We start from the raw sequence: 17767 nt of genomic DNA on the forward strand, positions 1-17767 counted from the left end.
GTCTCCTTCAGGTTGTTGGTTGGACAGCGGCGGCAAGGCGGCCGCAAAACATCGTAGTCCTGTTGCGGGCGGCAGTGGACGAATCCGGCTATCGATATGCACCCAACTGCTTTCCCGCAGCCCCGAAGCTCTCGACCAGGAACCCGACGACGGCCTGCACGCGCGCCGTGCGGCCCTTGCGGCTCGGCACCAGCAGCGTGACCGGTGCACTGTCGAACTGCCAGTCGGCCAGCACGCGCACCAGCGTGCCGCGCGCGACGGCGTCGGCCGCGTCCCATTCGGAACGCAGCACGAGGCCCATGCCTTGCTCGGCCCATTGCCGGGCCACGCCGCCATCGTTGGTGACGTAGGCGGGCGAGATGCGCAGCGTTTCTCGCGCGGCCAACCGCTTGCCCGATGACCCCGCTGCGCCTTTGGCCGGACGCATGTGCCACAGCGTCACGTCCTCGTCGTTCTCCCGGATGCAGATGCAGTCGTGCACCAGCACATCGCGCGGCGCACGCGGCATGCCGCGCAGGCGCAGGTAGTCCGGGCTCGCGCACAGCCAGCGCTCATTGGCGCTCAGCGTGCGCGCCACCCATGAAGAATCGCGCACCGTGCCGATGTGGATCACCGCGTCGGCGTCGTGCCGGTCGGGCCACGGGGTTTCGCGCAGGTCGAGCTGAACGCGCAGCCCCGGATGCAGCCGGGCGAAGCGCGCCAGCATCGGCGCGATGTACTGCCGCCCGTAGCCGAAGGGCGCGGCGATGCGCAGCGCGCCGGTAAGCCGCCGGTCGTCGCGCTGCATCGATTCGCGCAGGCCCTCGATCTGCCCGAGCAGCGCGGCGGCCTCGCGCGCGAAGCGTTCGCCCTCGGGCGTGAGGCTCAGCTGCCGCGCGGTGCGGGTGGCGAGCGACAGGCCCAGCGCGGCTTCGAGCTTGCGCAGCCGCATCGACAGCGCGGGTGGCGTCACGTCGAGCGCGCGGGCCGCAGCGCTCAGTGAGGGTTCGCGCAAAAGGGCGGCGGCGAGCTGCATGTCCTCGATCTGGATCATTAACTTCTGCTTAACGATTGATGACCGTGCATTGAAGCACAGGCATGGCCTTGAAACGTACAGTCGGTGGCCATGAGCACTCTTTCCACCATCGACACACCTGCCGCCCTCATCGAACAGGCGCGCATGCTGCACAACATCGCGCGCATGCAGCAGCGCATGAACGAACTCGGCGTGCGCTTTCGCCCGCACGTGAAGACCAGCAAATGCATCGACGTTGCCAAGGCGCAGCGCGACGCGGGCGCGCAGGGCATCACCGTTTCCACGCTGAAGGAGGCCGAGCAGTTCTTCGCCGGGGGCTTCACCGACATCCTCTATGCCGTCGGCATGGCACCGCACCGGCTGCCGCATGCGTTGGACCTGCGCCGGCGAGGCTGTGCGCTCGGCATCATCACCGACGGCGTGGAATCGGCGCGGGCGATTGCCGCGTTCGGCCGCGCGAACGGCGAAGTGTTCGACGTGCTGATCGAGGTCGACACCGACGGCCACCGCTCCGGCATCCGCCCCGAGGAAGACGCGCTGCTCGACGTGGCACACGCGCTGCACGACGGCGGCATGCGCCTTGGCGGCGTGATGACCCATGCCGGCTCCAGCTACGAGCTGGACACGCCCGAAGCCCTGAGGGCGATGGCCGAACAGGAGCGCTCGGGCTGCGTGCGCGCTGCACAGCGCCTGCGCGGCGCGGGCCTGCCATGTCCCGTGGTCAGCGTCGGCTCCACGCCCACGGCGCTGATGGCCCAGGCGCTCGATGGCGTGACCGAGGTGCGGGCCGGCGTGTACGTGTTCTTCGACCTCGTGATGCGCAACATCGGCGTTTGCACCGAGGCCGACATCGCCTTGAGCGTGCTCACCACGGTGATCGGCCACCAGGCCAAAAAGGGCTGGGCCATCGTCGACGCGGGCTGGATGGCCATGAGCCGCGACCGCGGCACGCAGAAGCAGAAGCGCGACTTCGGCTACGGGCAGGTCTGCGGTATCGACGGCAAGGTGCTGAATGGCTACGTGCTCAGCGGTGCCAACCAGGAGCACGGCATCCTCTCGCGCGAAGGCGCGCTGGACACGGACATCGCGGCGCGCTTTCCCATCGGCACGCGGTTGCGCATCCTGCCGAACCACGCCTGCGCGACCGGCGCGCAGTTTCCCGAATATCACGCGCTGTCGGAAGAGGGCGGGCTGAAGACCTGGGGCCGGTTCCACGGTTGGTGACGCGGAGGGCGTATCTGATCAGGAATGCATGTGCCGAACGCGGCACCTGTTCGCGCGAATGAGACTTCCTGGCTCCTAGACTTTCGCCTTGCGGCCTACCGCCGGCCGCTTCGGAACACTGCCTCCATGCAACTGCCACCACGCCGTTAGCGCTTGCATCGTCGGCCCAAGTCCACGGGCCTTCGGCGTGATTTCATATTCGACTCGCGGAGGCACCTCCGCGAACACGGTGCGCAACACCAGGCCATCCGCTTCCAGTTCGCGCAGTTGCGCCGTGAGCATGTGCTGGGTGATACCAGGAATCGCCTTGCGCAGTTCCCCGAAGCGATAGACCCGCTGGTTGAGCAACCACATGATTTCCAGCTTCCATTTGCCCGAGAGCAGCGCGAATGCGCGGCGCATTTCCTCGTGCATGTTGATCTCGTTGCCGCCATTAGTCTGTTTTTTCATACTAGGTGCCACTTTTTCATCCTACTTGCGGGTATTGATGTTAGGCGAGATCCTTGCTGCAAGCCGATGCAATCACGCCGGCTCAGGAAAAACTCATGAATGGAAACCTTCTTTATTGGATCAGCACGGCGCTGTTGTCAGCGCTCTATTTGGCGTCCGCCACCATGTACATCGCCAAGAGCGAATGGGTTCGTCAGGCTCTGGCCGACATGAACTATCCGCGCTATCTCGTGCCGATCCTCGCTGCGGTGAAGCTGCTGGCAGTAGCGGCCGTGTTGTCGCGCCTGAGCGTGGCGCTCAGCGATCTCGCCTACGTCGGAATGTTCTATCACCTCCTGCTCGCGGGCGTTGCACACCTCGGGGTCCGCAAGCCGGGCGCTGCGGTGCCGGCAGCCGTTGGCCTTGTGCTGCTGGTCGCTTCGTTCACGACGCAGAACGGGGCGCGCGAGCTTCCATCGCCCTACGCGCCCGTGACGACACACCAAGCAACCCTCAACTGACGGAAATTCAACATGAGTCGTCTCAATGGAAAAATTGCTCTTGTCACAGGTTCCGGTCGCGGCATTGGCCGTGCCACCGCGAAGCTGTTTGCAGCGGAAGGCGCGAAGGTGGCGGTAGTGTCACGCACGCCCGCCAATGTCGAAAACGTTGTTGCCGACATTCGATCCGCGGGCGGCAACGCGCTCGGCGTCGTTTGCGACATCGGCAATGCCGACCAGATCAAGGCGGCGGTAGACAAGGTGGTTGCGGCTTACGGCGGCATCGACATCCTGGTGAACAACGCCTTCGATCCTTCAGCGCCGTTCTCGACCGTCATCGATCTTTCGGTGGAGCAGCTTCAGCGCAATTTTGAAACGGGCCCGATTGCTTACCTCAGGACGATGCAGGCCTGCTATCCGTACCTCAAGGCGAGTGGGGAAGGCCGCGTGATCAATTTCGGCTCCATGGCCGCAGTCATGGGCTTGGTGGGCTACGCCCCCTACAACATGGCGAAAGAGGCGGTACGCGCATTGACCCGAACCGCCGCTCGCGAGTGGGGACCGGACAAGATCACCGTAAACAATGTCCTGCCCCTGGCAGAGACATGGGGCAAGGAGGCCAACGTGCCCGCCCCGACCAACGCCCTCGCGCGCTTTGGCTCACCGGTGGAAGACATCGCACCCGTTGTCCTGTTCCTTGCAAGCAAGGATGGCCAGTTCCTGACAGGCTACAGCCTCACGCCGGACGGTGGCTCGATCATCGACAGCGCGCGCTGAGCGTTTCCTGAGATTGCCCGTATGAAAGTATCGCTATTCGGCGCGACTGGAAAAACAGGAAAGTACCTGATCGAGGAGGGCTTGAGGCGCGGGATGGATATCACCGTCTTTGCGCGCCCGGGCACCTCGTTCGAGAATCCCGACGTGCGAGTCGTGCGTGGAGAGTTGACCGACATCCGCCTCCTGAGAGAGGCCGTTCGTGGCTCGCACGCCGTGTTGTCCGCGCTCGGGCCAACATCGATTCCCCACCCCAAGGATCTGCCCATCACCAGGGCCACGGAAGCCATCGTCTCGGCGATGAAGCAGGAGGAGGTGAGGCGCCTGGTTGCCGTGTCGACCGGAACGGCCGTTGATCCCGGCGACGGTTCGGATTGGAAGATCCGGGCTCCTGCATGGTTGATCAGGGTTGCAATGTCCAGTGCCTATCGCGACATCGTCGGACTGGCGAGGTTCATGCGAACCTCGCAGCTGGAGTGGACCATGGTCCGGGTTGGATTCCTGAACGATCACCCCGCCTCCAGGCGCCTGAACGTAGGTCTGTATGGCCACACCCGGCACTCGATGTCGGTCTCCAGGGCGGAGGTTGCCGCGTTCATGTTCGATCAGGTTTCGAGCACTGAATTCGTGCACAAGGCTCCCGGAATCAGCTCAGGCAAGCTGCGATAGGAACTGGCCGTTCTTGCGATAGACCATCGCACCGATTCGAGCGCACTTATCGCGGCGCGCTTCAACTAGGAAGCCGCCGTTGACAGAGGGCGGCGTGACGGCGTCTGCGAAGACCGGTCGCACCACTCGATCAGAAGTTCGGTGAGGACCCGTATCTTCCGTGCGGGATGCTGGCCCGGCGGCCGGACGACATATGCACCTGCCGGGGGTGGTGGATGACGTGTCATGACCGGCACGAGTGCCCCGGAGGCCACGTATTCATGGGTGAGCCAATCGGGCAGGTAGGCGATTCCGAGTCCTGCTGCTGCAGCGGCGACCAGCGCCGTGCCGTTGTCGGCCTTGAAGCGCCCCTGCGGACGAACCGTGATGATCTCGTCGCCATCCATCAGTTGCCAGGCCTCGGTTCCCTGCAAGAGGGCCTGATGGGCGACTAGCTCCTCCGGTGTCTCAGGCGACCCATGCGCCTTGACATAGTCCGGACTCGCGACGAGCTTCCCGTGGACCAGGCCGATGCGTCTTGCGATCAAGTTGGAGTCCTGAAGATAGCCAACCCGTATCGCACAGTCGTAACCCTCAGCGATGAGATCGACGAAGCGATCGCTGTAGCAGGTTTGGATGTGAAGCTGAGGGTGGCGTCGTGCCATTTCCGCAAGCATGGGAGCGAAGTGAGTCGGGCCCAAAGAAAACGGCGCAGCGACGCGCAAGCGGCCCCGAAGGTCGCCGGCGGGCAGGATCGTTTCCCTGGCCATGTCGATTTCGGCGCAGACCCTGGCCGCATGGTCCCGGAACGTGGCCCCGGCTTCGGTGAGAGCAGCCCCGCGGGTGGATCGCGCAAGCAACTGGATACCCAGTTCCGCTTCAAGCCGGAAGAGACGACGACTGACGATTGACTTGGACACGCCGAGCCGAAGCGCAGCAGACGAAACCCCTCCAGCGTCGGCAACTTCTACAAATGTCCGCAGCTCTTCAATGTCCAACTCGGTGTTCCTGATTTCGCGACACAGCTCGCCGCGAAATGGTACTACCGGATCAAAAAGAGGAACAACACAATCCTGCTTCGGGGCAACGTCGCCGCTGGCGCTTGTTTCCCTGAAAGCCAATCCGCTCACAACGCAACAAAGGACGCATCAATGACTTTTCGCAACGGCCTTGCATCGCTTCTTCGTCCCGAAGATTCGGTACTCGTTCTCATCGACCACCAGCCCTATCAGCTTGCGAACTTGAACAGCCACGATCCGCAAGCTGTGGTCAACAACACGACCGCGCTGGCGAAGCTGGCAAAAGCCTTCAATGTTCCGACCATTCTCACCAGCGTGATCGCGGCGCGCGGTGGATTCCTCTTCAAGCAGATCACCGATGTATTTCCAGACCAGGAAGTCATCGATCGCACTTGGGTGAACACTTGGCAGGACGAGAATGTGGTGAACGTCGTCAAGGCGACTGGCCGCAAGCAGCTGATCATCGCCGGCCTGTGGACCGAGGTCTGCGTCGCAATGCCCGTCATCCAGGCCGCCGGCGAAGGCTGGGACGTGACCGTGATCACCGACGCATCTGGCGGGATTTCGAAGGAGTCTCACGAAGTTGCCGTCCAGCGAATGATCGCGGCCGGCGCGAACGTGATGACCGTGATGGCGCTCGCTGGCGAGTGGCAACGCGATTGGGCGCGCACCGAGCATGTCGAGGACCTGACCGAGATTCTCATCCAGCACTTCAGCGGCAGCGGCATCGCCTACCTTTGGGAGCGGCAGCTTCTCAACACGCCAGTGCCTGGAAACGCAAAATGATCTGAGCTAAACAATGACTTGTGTGTCGACGGGTAGCGCCGTGCGAGGGCTGACGACATCTCCAAGAGCTGGTCGAAGGGTTTTGCGGGCGCACGGACCACGTCCCCGTTCGACCATCCCGAAGATTTCTGCTCCTTAGGCCTCCCGCCTTGGGTCAGCTCTTGGGCTTTGCGTATTCCTCTGCGCTCATCACCTCGAGGCCGACGAACGAGTCGTTGCCTTCGACCCACGCGTCGTGACCCGGCGGAATGGTGTACGACATGCCTTCCTCGATGACGGTCTGCGAGCCGTCATTCATTTGCACGGTGATTCGACCGGACACCGCATACCCGACGTGAGCCACCTGGCAACTGTCCGTGCCCACGACCGGCTTGATGCACTTCGACCAGCGCCACCCGGGCTCGAACTTGAAGCGTCCGAGCGTGTAGCCCTCGAGGCGGACCACTTCGACGCGGGTCTTGTCGGGCTGCCGAACCTCATCCGGTTCGTCATGGGATTTCGTCTGAAGCTTGCTGACGTTCATCGGACTTGCCATCGCGACTCTCCTTGCGGCACGAGTGAGCAAACAGTCCGCGGCAGTCTCGTGCCGAACCGCACGTGAACGATGGAATGGTAGTCCTGGGTCACGCTTGCAGTGATCTATTTCTTGCACGGCAGTGCCGCTCTTGCAGCGGGTTTCATGTGGCAGTTTGCGTAAGCCGGGTTACAGAAAATCTTCGTCCACTACCAGCGACAACACGGACCAGCGCAGTCGCTGGGCCCAGTTCGATTCGGGCTCCCGATGCAGCACCCAGCGGCGTCCGTCGCGCAGGAAGCTCCATTGCAGGCCGCCTCGCTGGGGTACCTCGCTCACGGTGAAGCTCGCGGGCATGCGCACGCGCTGGATCAGGTCGGCCAGCTCGCTTGCAAGCGCGGGGCTGTCGACGATCAGGCCCAGTTCGGTGTTGCAGTGCGCCGAGCGCCGGTCCATGTTCATCGACCCCACGTAGAACCAGCGCCGGTCGACCACCGCCAGCTTGGCGTGCAGGCGCCCGAGCGAGCCGCGGCCGCTTTAGGTGTCGCTCCAGGCCGGATGCGGTTCGCTGGCCGGCATCAGCTCATACAGCATGGCGCCCATCTGCAGCAGGGCGCTGCGGTAGCGCGCGTAGCCATAGTGCACCAGCGGTTCGTCGGTGGTGGCGAGCGAATTGGTCATCACCGACACGCGCGCGCCCTCGCGGCTCGCATGGCTCAGCGCCTCGATCATGCGAGGCATGGGCACGAAGTAGGGCGAGACGACGAGCACTTCCGAGCGCGCGGCCCGGAACAGGTCGAGGTTCGCGGCCATGACCGCGCCCTCGCGGCCTTGCGGCTCCGCGGCTTCTTCGACGTTGCCGCCGGCGTCGCCCGCGAAGAAGCCTGGCACCGACGCGTCCGCAACCACGCGCACCTGCGCAGGCACCAGCGCGACGCGCCCCTGCGCCAGCTGCGCGCCGACCGGGCCGTGTCCCAGCGCATCTGGTTCGTCGGCGGGAGGCATGAAGCGCCCGAGGTCGCGCACCAGCGCGGCGAAGCGTTCGCGCGCATGGGCCGGTGCCGGGGAGCCACTGGCTGCGATGGCTTCGAAGGGGTACGACAGCGGTCCGTTCCAGAAGGCGTCGAAGCTCGCCGACAGCGCGCGCACCGCCGGCCCGGCCACCAGCGCGTCCATGTCGATGAAGTTCGCCGGCTTGCTGCGCCCGAAGTACTCGTCGGCGATGTTGCGTCCGCCGGTGATGGCGAAGCTGTTGTCGGCAATGAAGAGCTTGTTGTGCATGCGCCGGTTCACGCGGCCGATCTCGTGCAGCGACAGCAGCACGCGCGTGCGCAGCGGGTTGAAGACGCGCACCTCGACGTTGGCGTGCGCGGCCAGCCCGGCCAGCATCTCGTCGTCTCCGCCCGTGTACAGGTCGTCGACCAGCAGACGCACGCGCACGCCGCGCTGCGCCGCGTCGCGCAACTCGCGCAGGAACTGCCGCCCCGCGCTGTCCGGGGCCACCACGTAGTACTGCGCGTCGATGGTGTGCCGTGCGGCTTGCGCGAGTGCGATGCGTGCGTCGAAGGCCTGGTCGCCGCCCGGTAGCAGGCGCACGCCGGATGCATCGGACACCGCGCTGTCCGATGCCGGCAGCGACGCGGCGGCAATGCGCGCCAGGGGCTGTCCCCAAGGTCGGTGCGCGCGTGCGACGCAACACGGGGTACCTCGTTGGGCAATGCAGCGCAGCCCGCCAGCAGCGAGACCGCGAGCATGGCCGCGCTGCACAGCCAGCGGGCGAGCGCCACATGGTGCAGCGCCAGGATGCAGAAGCGGCACGCAAGGGGTTCCCATGCGGCACGCAGCGCGGCAAGAGACTGGGGGGTGTTCATGGCGGACCTCGGTGCATCGGATGCGAAGTGGCGATCGATGCAGCCAGTTTTCCGCGCGGCGCGCGCCGCAACCATTGGACGCAGCGCCTAGTCCCCGGCGTGGCCATCCGACTAGGCCTTTGGTGTAGGTGCGCACGCTCGCTTCTTGGGGGGCTTTGCGCTAATCTGCATTCAGGACGGGGAGGGTCACCGTAGACGAGAGGCCTGTATGAAGGTTCTGCTGGTCGATGACCACGAGATCGTCTGGAACGGCACGCGCCTCCTGCTGGAGCGCATGGCCGCCGAGATCGAACCCGGCCGTCCCTTCCATTTCGACGCCGTGCGGGACGCCGAGCAGGCCTGCCAGCTCGACCCCGCCGGTATCGACCTGCTGCTGCTCGACTACCACCTGCCCCAGCTGTCCGGGCTGGCGGCGCTCAAGGCCGTGAAGGCGCATTTCGAGGCCACGCCCGTGTGCATGCAGTCGGCGGAAAGCTCGCCGCAGCGCGTGCGCGAGGTCATCGAGGCCGGCGCGGCCGGCTTCATTCCCAAGTCGTACCGGCTCGAGGACATGGAGGCCGCCCTGCGCGTGGTGCTGCGCCACAAGATCTACCTGCCGGCCGAGTTCGTGCTGGCCGACGACGTGACCCGTGCGCGCGACCCCGACGAGCTGCCGCGTGAGGACCTCGCGGGCTTCCTGCGCGTCGAGCTGTCGCCGCGCCAGCGCGAGGTGCTGGCGCTGGCGATGCGGGGCATGCCGGTCAAGCTGATCGCGCGCCAGCTGCTGATTGCAGAGGGCACGGTGAAGGTGCACCTGTCGATGGTCTACCGGGCGCTCGGGGCGCGCAACCGCACCGATGCCATGTGCCGCGTCTTCGACGCGCAGGCGGCATGGGCGCTCGAGGCTGCGTGAGCATGCCGGCCGCGCTGGACGATCTGGACGAGCGGCGCCTGCAGGTGGTCGCCGAGCAGGCCGTGGGGTTGCGCTGGCAGATCCTGCTCACCGCCGTCGTCGTCGCGGCCATCGTCTGGCGCGACGTTCCAACACTCTGGGTGCTCGGCTGGTTCGCGGCGGTAATCGCCAGCCGCGAGTGGCGCGCCGCCGCGCTCGCGCGCATGGCCGCCGACCGCGCCCGCCCGATCGCCGCGCGGCTGCGTGCCACCGTGCACTGGAACGTGCTGATCGGCGCCTGCAACGGCTCCGCGGCGCTGTTCATGGCCCGGCTCGACCCGACGCTGGACGCGGTCCTCACGATGATCCTGGTGTCCTGGGGCGCGGGCGCCGTGTCCACCAGCGCGACCGTGATGCCCGCCTTCCTGGCCTACGCGGGGCTGCTCTTCGTGCCCACGGCCGCCATGTGGCTGGTGGCCGGCGGCTGGCTCGGCGGGGGCGTGGCGGCGCTGGTGCTGATGTTCTTCGGCGTGCAGACGCGCTTTGCCCGGCGCAACCTGCAGACCTTCGAGGAGTCGTTCGGCATCCGCGCCGAGAACCAGGCGCTGGCCACTTCGCTGGAGTTCGAGCGCGCGCAACTGGCCATCGCGCGCGACCAGGCGGTGCGCGCCAACAACGACAAGAGCCGCTTCCTTGCCGGCGCCAGCCACGACCTGCGCCAGCCCCTGCAGGCGATGGCGCTCAACGTGGGTGCGCTGCGGCACGTGGCGATGGCGCCCGATGCGCGCGCGATCGTCGAGGTGGTCGACAGCAGCCTGGAGCAGCTGCGCGCCATGCTCGACGCGCTGCTCGACGTCTCGAAACTCGACGCCGGCGTGGTGGTGGCCCAGCCGCAGCGCGTGCAGATCGACCGGCTGCTGACCGCCGTGATGGCCAGCTTCGGCGCCGCGGCGGCGGCGCGCCGGGTGGCGCTGCACACCGACTGCCCGCCCGGCCTGGCGGTGCGCACCGACCCCGACCTGCTGCGCCGCATGCTGGCCAACCTCGTGGACAACGCGATCAAGTTCTCGCCCGCGGGCGGGCAGGTCGAGGTGCGGGTCCGTACACAGGACGCATCGGATGCCGAGGTCGAGCTGACCGTGCAGGACAGCGGCCCCGGCATCGCCCCCGAGAACCACCGGCTCGTGTTCGAGGACCTGGTGCAACTCCAGGCGTCGGGCTCCGGCGCCACGCCCGCCGCGGGGCATGGCCTGGGCCTGGGCATCGTGCGGCGGATGGCCGAGTTGCTGGGCGTGCCGGTCGAGCTCGAGTCCCGCCTCGGCGCGGGCGCCTGCTTCCGCCTGCGGCTGCCGCGTGCCGCGCCCGTCGGCGCCGATGGCTCAGGGGGTGACGGCGCCGGCGCGCTGTGGAGCCTGGCCGGGCGCTGCGTGCTGGTGCTGGAGGACGACCCGATGGTGCGCGGCGCCTACCTCAACGCGCTGGGCGCGATGGGCTGCCGCGTGCTGTCCGCCGCCACGCTCGACGAGGCCCTGGCACAGGTCGACGAGCCCGATGCGGTGGTGCTCGACTGCCGGCTCGGTGGCGGCGCCTCGGGCTTCGATGCCGCCGAGCGCTTGCGCGCGCAGCGCTCCGCACACCCCGCGCTGCCCATCGTCATGGTCACGGCCGACACCGACCCGGCGGTGGTCGAGGCGGCGCGGCAGCAGGCGCTGCCGCTGCTGCGCAAACCTGTCGACGACCAGACGCTCGGCCGCGCGCTGGCCGCGGCCATCGAACATTCCTGAATCCGCGACCATCCTGCGAGGAGCCGAACATGAACGACGGTGGCCGCGACGACGACGATGACCCCGGCGACCGCCTGCTCTCGCAGGGCGCCGAGGTGCTGGTGCGCGAGATCGCCGCGGCGCCGCCCGACGCGCTGCACTGCGATGTGCTGGTCATCGGCAGCGGCTACGGCGGCGCGGTGGCGGCGGCACGGCTGGCGGGTGCGCTGTCGCTGGACGCGGCGCCCGGCATCGCACCGGGCGCCGTGCCGATCAAGGTCTATGTGCTGGAGCGCGGCAGCGAATACCTGCCGGGCGAATTTCCGGCCACCTTCGCCGAGCTGCCGGGGCATGTGCGCTTCAGCATGCAGGACGGCAGGCCCGCGCGCGGCAACGCCTCGGGGCTGTTCGACCTGCGCCTGGGCGGCGAAGTGAACGCGCTGCTCGGCAACGGGCTGGGCGGAGGCTCGCTCATCAATGCGGCGGTGATGGAACGCGCCACGTCCGATGCCTTCGAGGGCGGCGCCTGGCCCGCGGGCCTCGACCTTGCCGCGCTGGCGCAGGGCTACGGCAAGGCCGAAGCCATGCTGGCGCCGGAGCAGATCCCCGAGAGCGTGTCGAAGCTCGACTCCCTGCTGAAGGCCGGCGCGCGGCTGCATGCGGCGAGCGGCAAGGCCCATGTCGCCATCGCCTTCGACGACGGCACGCGCACGCCGGCCCAGGTGGCGATGCACCGCTGCCTGCGCTGCGGCGACTGCGTGAGCGGCTGCAACCACCGCGCCAAGAAATCGCTGGACACCAACTACCTGGCGCTGGCCCATGCACGGGGCGCGTGCCTGTTCACCGGCGGCACCGCGCACCGCATCGCGGCCCTGCCGGGAGGAGGGGGCTATGCCGTCGAGTTCTTCTTCACCGACCGACGCAAGGCACGCACCGACAACGCCCGGCCCTACGTGGTGCGCGCGCGGCGGGTGGTGGTGGCCGCCGGCACGCTGGGCTCGACCGAGCTGCTGCTGCGCTCCAGGGGCGCGGGCCTGCCCGTCTCGCAGGCCGTGGGCCGCGGCTTCTCGGCCAACGGCGACATGATCGCGGTGGCGGCGGCGCAGAACGACGAAGCGCTGTCCAGCGCGCCCGAAGGCGATGCGCCGGCTCAGCGCGGCATCGGGCCGACCATCACCGGGCTACTGCGCACCTGCGCGAAGCCGGGCGAGCGCCCGCTGGTGATCGAGGAGTTCGCCATTCCCGCGCCGCTGCGCCGCCTGTTGGCCGAAGTGGTGACCACCACCGACGCCCTGCAGGCGCTTGCGCGCATGGACCTCGACCTGCACGCGCCGGACGAAGGGCGCGATCCGCTGGCCGTGGACGACGACATGCTGCGCCGCACGCCGGTCTACGGAATGATGGGCGACGACGGGGCGGCCGGCCAGGTCAGCTTCGTCGGTCATGGCGGCGAGGGCGCCGTTCTGGCCGACGCGCAGGTGCGCGTGGCGTGGCCGAAGGTGGCCGCACTGCCCGTGTTCGAGGCGCAGATGCGCGCACTGCATGCGGCCCACGATGGCGCGGGCGGACTCGGCGGGCGCGTGCTGCCCAATCCGCTGTGGAAACCGATACCGCCGTTCGGCAGCCTTGCCGCGCTGGTCGGTCAGCTGGAGGACGTGGGCTCGGTGTTGACGGTGCACCCGCTGGGCGGTTGCCGCATGGCCGACGGGTGCAAGGGCGGCGTGGTCGACAGCTGGGGCCGCGTCTACGACGGTGCTGCTGCGGCTTCTGCGGGCGCTTCTGCTGCGCCGTCGCTGCTGCCGGGCCTGGCGGTGCTCGACGGCTCGATCGTGCCGGTGTCGCTCGGCATCAACCCCTCGCTCACCATCGCCGCGCTGGCCGAGCGCGCGGTGCCCGTGCTGGCAGCGGACTGGGGCCTGGCGCTGGCCGATTCGCCGCAGCCGCCGCCGTCGCAGCGCCCGTTGCGCCGCGACCTGACCCGTCCCCGCGCGCCCGCGCCCACGCGCGTCTCGCTGCGCGAGCGCATGACGGGCCGCGTGCACATCGACGGTCAGGCCTTCGCGCTGAGCGCCGAAGTCGAATTCGAGCCGTTCGACGTGCCGTCCCTGCGTGCGACGCCGCGCGTGCTGTCCCAGCCGGTGGTGGTCCTGCGCTTCGGCAAGGGCGACGACGCGCCCGTCGCGCATTGCACCGGCACCGCATCGATGCTGCTGCGCGAGAAGAGCGACAGCATCGAACGCATCCTGCGCAGCCACGGGTTGGCACGCAAGAAGTTGCTGGCGCTGGTGCAAAGCCTGCTGGACGCGCGCGCCGCATCGGCCGGCGGCGCGATCGATGAGGACGATGCTGTCTTCGAGGGCCCCGCCATGGCCGACCTGCTGGCGCTGTGCTCGCACTTGGGGCAGGTGCGCCTCATCGAGTACGACTGGACGGTGGCGCGCATCGCGCACGGCGCGCCACTGAAGGAGGGCGACCGGCTGCGGCTCACCAAGCGCATCGCGTTCGTCGAAGGCGGCAACCCGTGGCGGCAGCTGAGCGAGGGCGAGCTGCAGCAGCTCGGCCCCGATGCGCCGACGCCGCTGGGCCGGCTGGTGCTGGACCCTTCCTACTTCGTCGAGACGCTGCAACCCCTGCTGCGCGTCGAGCACCAGCAGGACATGCCCAACCAGCTGGCTGACCTGGCCGAGATGGCGCTGTGGGTGCTGCGCATCGTGCAGCAGGTTCACCTGCTGCACTTCGTGCCGCCGCCCGACTCGCCGCAGCGCGACTGGGAGCGCCTGCCCGGCGAGGTGAGCGGCGTGCGGCCTGAGCCGGTCGAGCTCGCCACCGCGGCCGGCCCGGGCAGCGCGCCACCGCGGCTGCTGTCGCGCTACCGCCCGCCGGCGCGCCGCGCAGGCACGCGGCCCGTGATGCTGATCCACGGCTATGGCGCAAGCGGCGCCACCTTCGCGCACAAGAGCATCCCCGGCAACCTGGTGCGCAGCCTGCTCGCGGCTGGGCGTGAGGTCTGGGTGCTCGACCTGCGCACCAGCATCGGCTTCCCGAATCGGCCGCGACGCTACTGGTCGTTCGACGAGGTGGCCGAGACCGACATTCCGGATGCCTTGCACACCGTGCAGGCGGCGTATGCGACGCCCGACGAAGCGGCGCCCATCCAGGTCGACGTGGTGGCCCATTGCATCGGCGCCGCCATGTTCAGCGTGGCGGTGCTGCGCCTGCCGGGGCTGCATGCCTCCATCGGCGCGGTGGTGCTGTCGCAGGTGGGGCCGCTGCTGCGTGCCACGGCCTTCAACCGCTTCCGGGGTTATGTGGCGGGCTACCTGCAGCAGTTCATCGGCATCGACGAGTTCGACACGCGACCCACGCTCACGCGCATGAAGCGCCTGCTCGTCGACGGCCTGCTGGCGACCTTTCCCTATCCCGACGACGACGGGGAGGCGCAGCGCCTGCGCGAGGCGCCGGGCTTCGCGGCCGTGCGGCACCGGGCCGACGCCATCTTCGGCCAGACCATGCGGCTGCACAACATCGGTAAGGACACGCTCGATGCGCTCGATTCGATCTACGGCTTCGTGAAGGTGCGCGGCCTCGCCCAGGTCGGCAACTACGCCCGCGAAGAGGTGCTGACCGATGCCGGCGGGCAGGGCCATGCGGTGGGCTTCGAGCAGGTCGGCCAGCGCTTCGGCTTTCCGGTGTTCATGCTGCACGGGCAGCGCAACGCGGTGTTCGACTGGCGAGGCTCGTACGAGAGCTTCTGGCTGCTGAAGCGCGTGTTCGGCAAGGACGAAGGCCTGCCGCGCGAGCCACCTGAGCTGCCGGATCCGTCGGACGCTTCGAAGCCTTCCGGGGGCGACCTGTTCCTTGGCGAAGGCACGCCGCACCAACTGCTGGTGCTCGGCGACTACGGCCACCAGGACACGCTGATCGGCGAGAAGGCCTGCATCGACGTGTTCCCGCACATCGTGCGCTTCCTCGAGGCCTTCGACAACAAGCCCGGCCGCGGCAATCCGGTAGCGCCCGACTGGCGGGCCAGCCTGCCGTGGACCGGCCCGTGGCTCGGCCATGCGAGCCGCGCGGCGAACAACGCGGGCCGGCTGCATTGCCGGCTGGCGCTGCGCCCGCCGCCCGCGCATGTGTCGGCGCGCGCCGTGGTCTTCGTGCCCGCGTGGCGCCGCGACGGGCGCTGGTGCTTCGACTTCGAATGGATGGTGGGCCTGGAGACCACGCGCGAAAAGCTCCTGCAGGAGGCGGTGGAGATCGACCTGTTCGACGACCGGCTTGCCGACTACCAGGGCTTCGCGGTGCTGACGGCGCACGACGACCTGCCCATGGCGCGCGGCCCCATCGAGGTGCTGGGCCGGAGGCTGGCGCCCGGGCTGTTCGCGCAGCCGCAGGACGAACCGATCGAGCCCATCCGCGAGCAGGTGATGAAGACACTGGACGCGGCCACCGACGCGCAGCGCGAGCGCGCCGTGGTGCGCCTCGACCCCGCATGGACCGGCGCCGTGCAGCGCGAGGGCGAGCCCGCGCAGGCCTCGTTGTGCTTCGCGCTCGCCAGTTGCCAGTACGTACCGGGCCTGGTCGACCGGGTGCCCGCGCAGGCGTCGTACCGGCGGCTCGCGCAGCGGCTCGAGGTGCTCGCGCCGCCGCACAAGCCGCAACTGCTGGTGCTGGCCGGCGACCAGGTGTATGTCGACCAGACCGCGGGGCTCTTCGTGCCGGCCGGCGGCGACGACGTCGGCCAGGCCTATGCGCTCACCTTCAGGCTGGAAGCGCTACGCCAGGTGATGGCCTCGCTGCCGACCTGTCCGCTGCTCGACGACCACGAGGTGATGGACGACTGGGAGCCGGGCCCCGATCCCTATGGAACGCCGGCCGTGCGTGCCGCGCTCGACGGCTACTTCGCGCAGCAGCACAAGCTGGTGCGGGGCATCGGCCCGCACCGCGACCCGCGTCCCTTCGACTACCGCATGGCGCCGGCCGGTTTTCCGTTCTACATGCTCGACACGCGCAGCACGCGGCAGCGGCGGGCGCTGCGCACGGACGCGCAAGCCACGCCGCTGGACCAGGCGGCGATCCGTGCCGAGGCCGGCATGGGCGACCTGAAGAAGTGGCTCGAGGCCGCGCCCGCCGAGCTGCCCAAGTTCATCGTGTCGCCAGTGGCGCTGTTCCCGATGCCGCGCGCGGCGGTCTTCGGCGACCCGGCGCAACGCCTGGGGATGGACGACTGGAGCGGCTACCCGGCCTCGCAGCGCGCGCTGCTCGAACTGCTGCGTAACACCACCGCGCGCCATGTGGTGGTGCTGTCGGGCGACCGCCACATGTCGAGCGTGTCGAGCCTCTGGCTGCAGGCGGCGGGCGGACCGGTGGAGGTGATCTCGGTCGTGTCCTCGGGCCTGTATGCGCCCTGGACCTTCGTCAATGCGCGGCCCGACGCGTTCTGGCTCGACGGCCAGGTCGAGCTCGGCGCCGTGCCGGGTGCCTTCGGCGCCACCATGCTCACGGCGGCCGTGGGCACCGGCAACGGCTTCGCCGTGCTGCAGGTGGAGCGCGGCGCCACCGGGCATTGGCGGCTCGGCGTCACCCTCGACCTGGACGACGGGCTCACGCAGTGCCTTCGCGACCTCGATCCGGCCGGCGGTGGCTGGACGGTGCAGGGGCCGGCGCGCTTCGCACGCGGGGAGCGCCTGTGATCCGCGACAGCAGACAGACGAAACGGGCGCGCGAAATCAACGGGTCGTTTACAGGCTGCCGGCGAGTGACTGATCCTGGCGACCGTAGCTGGTCGCGACACCGTCACGAAGGGCACTGAGACGACCGTCGCTTTGCTGCGAAGCGGTCGTTCGTGACAGCTTCACGCACGAACCATCGACATGAGTAGATCCGTTCGCGCAGCGATCAGGTGGGACCTGCGAGGAATTCCTTGGCCCGCGTCAACAATTCCTTGGTCGTCTTCTTGGCTGGGTGTCGATCCGCTATCTTCCCGACGATTTCTCTGCAGCCGCCCAGCATAAGCGCCTACGCCGAATCGGCGCTCAGGTCGCCTGAGCCTGCATCGTTGTTCAAGCTTGAAGCGGGCTCCACGCCTCAGAAAAGCTTTCGAGGCAAATCGGCTGCGCGTGAGGGTCTTCTTCTCTAAACAATCCGCGGCCAACGCCGAAATCCTGCACGGCATCCCGAAAGCCACCCGCAGCGCCTGACGCGATACCCCAAGCTCGGCGCTTGCAAACCGCAAGAGGGCTCTCGAGCAGCGTTGCGATGGCGCCCATTGCAGAGAGAAGCTCTCGCTGGCGCGTTTCAGAGGCAGAAGCTGCTAATGCGACCACCAATATGGAACCGAACTGAGGTACGCCTCT

14 protein-coding genes are annotated in these 17767 nt (G+C 68.1%); 8 read left to right on the forward strand and 6 right to left on the reverse strand.

Annotated features, from left to right (window positions below):
* Positions 1 to 88: 88 nt before the first annotated feature.
* A complete protein-coding gene (locus tag ACEOAB_RS14080; RefSeq protein ID WP_495653790.1) occupies positions 89 to 1033 on the reverse strand; it encodes a LysR family transcriptional regulator in 945 nt (314 codons plus the stop codon).
* A gap of 72 nt (positions 1034 to 1105) precedes the next feature.
* Here ACEOAB_RS14080 and ACEOAB_RS14085 point away from each other — a divergent pair, with 72 nt between their 5' ends.
* Positions 1106 to 2239, forward strand: coding sequence for a DSD1 family PLP-dependent enzyme (locus tag ACEOAB_RS14085; RefSeq protein WP_413750632.1), 1134 nt, complete (start codon positions 1106 to 1108; stop codon positions 2237 to 2239).
* A gap of 75 nt (positions 2240 to 2314) precedes the next feature.
* Here ACEOAB_RS14085 and ACEOAB_RS14090 read toward each other — a convergent pair whose 3' ends face one another.
* Positions 2315 to 2689, reverse strand: coding sequence for a winged helix-turn-helix transcriptional regulator (locus ACEOAB_RS14090; protein WP_413750633.1), 375 nt, complete (start codon positions 2687 to 2689; stop codon positions 2315 to 2317).
* A gap of 53 nt (positions 2690 to 2742) precedes the next feature.
* Here ACEOAB_RS14090 and ACEOAB_RS14095 point away from each other — a divergent pair, with 53 nt between their 5' ends.
* The 3 genes from ACEOAB_RS14095 to ACEOAB_RS14105 are packed head-to-tail and all read left to right on the forward strand — an operon-like array spanning position 2743 to position 4611.
* Positions 2743 to 3189: a DoxX family protein gene (locus ACEOAB_RS14095; RefSeq protein WP_413750634.1), complete on the forward strand. Its 447-nt coding sequence runs from the start codon at positions 2743 to 2745 to the stop codon at positions 3187 to 3189.
* Between the two features lie 12 nt (positions 3190 to 3201).
* Complete coding sequence (locus ACEOAB_RS14100; RefSeq protein WP_413750635.1) at positions 3202 to 3945, forward strand: SDR family NAD(P)-dependent oxidoreductase; 744 nt, start codon at positions 3202 to 3204, stop codon at positions 3943 to 3945.
* A gap of 21 nt (positions 3946 to 3966) precedes the next feature.
* A complete protein-coding gene (locus ACEOAB_RS14105; protein ID WP_413750636.1) occupies positions 3967 to 4611 on the forward strand; it encodes an NAD(P)-dependent oxidoreductase in 645 nt (214 codons plus the stop codon).
* A gap of 65 nt (positions 4612 to 4676) precedes the next feature.
* Here the strand turns inward: ACEOAB_RS14105 and ACEOAB_RS14110 are convergent, their stop codons facing one another.
* Positions 4677 to 5588, reverse strand: a complete 912-nt coding sequence (locus ACEOAB_RS14110; protein WP_413750637.1) for a LysR family transcriptional regulator — start codon at positions 5586 to 5588, stop codon at positions 4677 to 4679.
* Between the two features lie 153 nt (positions 5589 to 5741).
* On the opposite strand from ACEOAB_RS14110, the gene ACEOAB_RS14115 reads away from it, so the two are divergent.
* The gene (locus ACEOAB_RS14115; protein WP_413750638.1) at positions 5742 to 6395 is read left to right on the forward strand and encodes a hydrolase; all 654 of its coding nucleotides are present in this window, start codon (positions 5742 to 5744) and stop codon (positions 6393 to 6395) included.
* Between the two features lie 154 nt (positions 6396 to 6549).
* On the opposite strand, the gene ACEOAB_RS14120 is transcribed toward ACEOAB_RS14115, so the two are convergent.
* The 3 genes from ACEOAB_RS14120 to ACEOAB_RS14130 form a co-directional block, all read right to left on the reverse strand.
* Complete coding sequence (locus ACEOAB_RS14120) at positions 6550 to 6930, reverse strand: cupin domain-containing protein (protein ID WP_413750639.1); 381 nt, start codon at positions 6928 to 6930, stop codon at positions 6550 to 6552.
* Between the two features lie 168 nt (positions 6931 to 7098).
* Positions 7099 to 7422, reverse strand: a complete 324-nt coding sequence (locus ACEOAB_RS14125; RefSeq protein WP_495653837.1) for a phospholipase D-like domain-containing protein — start codon at positions 7420 to 7422, stop codon at positions 7099 to 7101.
* A gap of 24 nt (positions 7423 to 7446) precedes the next feature.
* Positions 7447 to 8523 (reverse strand): phospholipase D family protein, encoded by a 1077-nt coding sequence (locus ACEOAB_RS14130; protein WP_495653791.1) that lies wholly within the window; start codon positions 8521 to 8523, stop codon positions 7447 to 7449.
* A gap of 465 nt (positions 8524 to 8988) precedes the next feature.
* Between ACEOAB_RS14130 and ACEOAB_RS14135 the strand changes: the two genes are divergently transcribed.
* The 3 genes from ACEOAB_RS14135 to ACEOAB_RS14145 are packed head-to-tail and all read left to right on the forward strand — an operon-like array spanning position 8989 to position 17104.
* Positions 8989 to 9672 carry a response regulator gene (locus tag ACEOAB_RS14135; RefSeq protein ID WP_413751307.1) on the forward strand — a complete coding sequence of 228 codons (684 nt, stop codon included), beginning with the start codon at positions 8989 to 8991 and terminating at the stop codon, positions 9670 to 9672.
* A 2-nt stretch (positions 9673 to 9674) separates the two neighbouring features.
* The gene (locus ACEOAB_RS14140) at positions 9675 to 11435 is read left to right on the forward strand and encodes a hybrid sensor histidine kinase/response regulator (RefSeq protein WP_495653838.1); all 1761 of its coding nucleotides are present in this window, start codon (positions 9675 to 9677) and stop codon (positions 11433 to 11435) included.
* A 29-nt stretch (positions 11436 to 11464) separates the two neighbouring features.
* On the forward strand, positions 11465 to 17104 hold the full coding sequence (locus ACEOAB_RS14145) for an alkaline phosphatase D family protein (RefSeq protein ID WP_495653792.1): 5640 nt from the start codon (positions 11465 to 11467) through the stop codon (positions 17102 to 17104).
* Positions 17105 to 17767 lie beyond the last annotated feature (663 nt).

The sequence above is a fragment of the Variovorax sp. Varisp53 genome (genome assembly GCF_059491555.1).